The 3,496-nt window shown below is 61.8% G+C and carries 3 protein-coding genes and 1 pseudogene; 2 read left to right on the top strand and 2 right to left on the bottom strand.

The genetic code is table 11. The features are described 5' to 3' along the window. A pseudogene (locus tag WCA53_RS29285) lies at positions 1–275 on the top strand (ATPase domain-containing protein); the annotation flags it as partial. Then, positions 272–628: a response regulator gene (locus WCA53_RS29290; protein ID WP_423919406.1), complete on the top strand. Its 357-nt coding sequence runs from the start codon at positions 272–274 to the stop codon at positions 626–628. The pseudogene WCA53_RS29285 and the gene WCA53_RS29290, both read left to right, overlap by 4 nt. A 163-nt stretch (positions 629–791) precedes the next feature. Here the strand turns inward: WCA53_RS29290 and WCA53_RS29295 are convergent, their stop codons facing one another. Next, complete coding sequence (locus WCA53_RS29295) at positions 792–2,291, bottom strand: AarF/UbiB family protein (RefSeq protein WP_423919409.1); 1,500 nt, start codon at positions 2,289–2,291, stop codon at positions 792–794. A gap of 116 nt (positions 2,292–2,407) precedes the next feature. After that, positions 2,408–3,496: EAL and HDOD domain-containing protein (locus WCA53_RS29300; protein ID WP_423919414.1), on the bottom strand; the 1,089-nt coding region annotated here is incomplete at its 5' end.

The following is a 3,496-nucleotide window of genomic DNA, read 5'->3' on the forward strand; positions in this document are numbered from 1 at the left end:
CCGATATGGTGCACGGCGGCGGCTCGATCCGTGCATCGGCGATGACGGAAAACATCATCCTGTTGCGTTACATCGAAACCGGCGCGTCAATGTATCGGATCGTCTCGATCGTCAAGCTACGCGAAAGCGGCCACGATCTGTCAATCCGCCGTTTCGTCATCGACGACAAGGGGTTGCACCTGATCGACGGCTCCGTAGGCAACGCCTCGATGTTGTCGGTGCGCGGCACGATTGCGCCTGTGTTGCCCACGCTGGATTCGGGCCCGCGGACATGAAAAAGATCCTCGTCGTCGACGATGAATTCGACCTCCTGACCACCTGGCGCCTCGTGCTCCAGCTAGAAGGGTATACGGTCGTCACTGCGGCCAACGGCGTGCAGGCCCTCAGTTTGGCGCGTGCCGATCCGCCCGACCTCATCGTCACCGACTGGATGATGCCGAAGATGGACGGCGTCGCGCTGTGCCGCGCGCTTGCTGCCGACGACAGGCTCATGCGTATTCCGGTGGTGTTGTCGAGCGCGGCTGAGCGTACACCTCCGATCGAGCATCCGCTGGTCGAGTTTCATCGCAAGCCGCTTTCTATCGACAGCTTCGTCGAAATTGTCGCGCGGCTGATCGGGCCGGCTTGAAAGCGTGCCACCTGTGTATAAACCGGCTGACATGGAGGTGGCGGCAGACCGGATGGATTCGAGCTTATTGGCGAACTTGGCTCACGAATGCATGGATTTGAACCGAACGCACCAAAACCGTGCGCGACGGGTGGAAGCAATCGACGTCCAGCACTCGCCCACTTCAGCGCACGGGTTTCGAATCCGTGCCACGCCGATTCTGCCGCACGACCCAATCGGCCAGTAGATTCGGCACGCGAGGCAACGCGCGCGGCCAGTGCACCGCCTCATTGGCAAGCTGCGCTATCAACCCATGCTGACTAAACTGGTCGAGCGCGAGACGTGTGATCACGCGGCGCGCGATGGTCCACACATCGACATCGGGCGCTATTCGCCGCGCCATATCTTCAATACTCTGCGCCGAACGAGCCAGCAAAGTCGCACGCGACGCGATACCCGCATGGGCATCGCCGAAAGGATGTGCTTGCGCCCCTTTGCCGAGCGCAGTAAAAAGATCCGCGACGCTGTGTGGCCTATGGCCGCCCGCATGCGCCCCTTCGCTAAAACGCTCGGCTTCCCGGCGATACGTCGACTCGACTCGCACCACGTGCTGCGACTCGTGTTCGGCCGGCCTGCCATGTTTCATGTGCTCCCGTGCGACGGCCTTGTGGTCGCCGCGCAGCAGGGCCTCGGAACCCATCACCATGAAATTGCTCTCGTGCCCGGCGACGAAGGCGAGCGGAGAATCACCGTTGAGCACGAGCCGTCCAAGCGAGTCCGGCTCTATGCTCACGGCCGCGCCCGCCGCTTCGAGCCCGGCGTGGAATACGCCCTCGCCCATCGCGATCTCGAAGAACGCTTCGATCCACATGGCGACCAGATTGGCGGGATCCAGGCCGTGGGCGCGCAATGCGCAGGTGTCCACCAGTGCCACGCTGCGCACTGCGCGCGTCACCAGCACGGTGTCGCTGCAAAAATCCCATAGCACTTCAGGGACGACGATGCGCTTGTCGCCATTCACGTCGCGTAGCCGGTAACGCAGATAGCTTTGGTCGGCGGCGCGCTGGCGCAAGTCGAGCATCCCGGCGATCACGTCCGTCACCCGCGACACGTGCGCGCTAGCATTCAATTCACGCGCCTCGCGCGAAAAGCGCTCGGCAATGCGCGCCGCCGATGCCGCGATATCGAGGTCCTGCTCGAGTTCCTTGCGGGTATCGGTTCGAATGAGCGTGATGCGGGCAGGAATGGGCAGTGAACGAGCGTCGAGTACCACGTGCGCACAATGCGTCTGCTGGGCGACGCCGCTACGCTCGGGCGTGGCATCCAGATCGATCACGGACGCGGCGCGCCCCGGCGGCATGCCCGATTCGAGCGCTTTGAGCAGCGATGCGTCGTTCAGCGGTATCTCAAGCGAATGCAATTCGGCCAACGCGACGCGAACAGCCGTCTCCGATAAAGCCGGATGACGCGCGAGCACGTCTGACGCCATCGACATCACACCCGACAAGTTGTGCAGGCGCGGCACACTTCGCGAAGGCGCCGCGTCTTTATGCGCGGGCGCACCGGAGGTAATCGACCGGAATACCCGATGAATCGGGGAATCATCGGCCGCCTTCTCCCCGGCGTGGCTTTCGCGCATGAAAAGCACGGCTAGACGCCATACCGCGCGAAGGCGCTGCGTCATCGGACTGCCTTTTCAATGCTCGAATGTCTGATTTTCTGCTCCGGGTGCGGCTGTTGCAGGTGAACGTAAATGGGACGGCAGGCGTGCCCAGCGTTCATCAGCGGCTATTCGACATCTTAAAACGTCAATGCAGGCAACGTCGCGGCAAAATTGTCTCCAAACTGATCACCGCGATCGAGCGCGCGAACAAAACGTCCTTCCTCCAGATCTTCCGCTATCGACAGTAACCCGCCAATAGCGCCCTCGTGCCCGATGATCGCCGACTGAATGGCCGTGCCGACTGGCAGCGCACTCACAAAGGTCGCGACGTCGACGCCATGCGGCACGTGAACCAGCGATAGCATTCCAGCAAGATAAGCCGACTGGCAGAACGCGTCGTCGTGGGGACGCAATTCGCGCGCTGCGTGCTCCAGGAAGCCCGCTCGCTGTTCGACCATACGCATTAACGGATCGCTTTCCGGCGAAACCTGATCGGAATCGCCATAGACAAGCAGGCAACACCAGCGCATCAATTGCCGGCAACCGACGGATGCGAGCGCCTGCCGTATCGACGTGATTTGGGTGTCGCGGACTTGATGGCGGTCGCTATTGTTTGCCAGCCTCAACAACTGCACGACAAGGGCCGGAGCGCGCTTCAACGCGGCTTCCACGAGCGTGTCGCTTGCATCATCCATCAGGAGCTGAAGCACACGCATGACCGCCGCGTACGACGATGCCGGCTTTTTCGCCGCTACGACTTGCGGCTTGGCAAAGTAGAAACCCTGAAACAGGTCGCAGTTCGACGCCATCGCAGCGGCATGGTCGCGGCGGAACTCGACCTTCTCGGCCAGCACGATACGCCCTGCACGCTTCACCTGCGCGACCATCGCCAGCACTTCATGCGGCGCGATGAACGGCCAATCCAGCTTGACGATATCGACGTGAGGCAGGAAATCGACGATAGCGGGCGTCATCGTGCGCACATCGTCCAACGCGACGCGAAAGCCCGCGCGGCGCAATACGTCGCAACGTTTGGCGAGTTCGTCGTCGAGTTGCACATCCTCGAGTATTTCCAGTACAAAACGCGAAGCGGGCAGCAAATTCACCAGTTCCGACGATAAAAACTCCCCGGTGCAGTTGAGGTAACCGTCGGTGTCGCCCAGGATTGCCTCGATTCCCACCGTCCCGCAGACGCGCTCGACCACGGCCGCGGTGCAAGCAAACCC

Origin of the sequence: Caballeronia sp., assembly GCF_049581465.1 — a bacterium.
GTDB lineage: Bacteria > Pseudomonadota > Gammaproteobacteria > Burkholderiales > Burkholderiaceae > Caballeronia.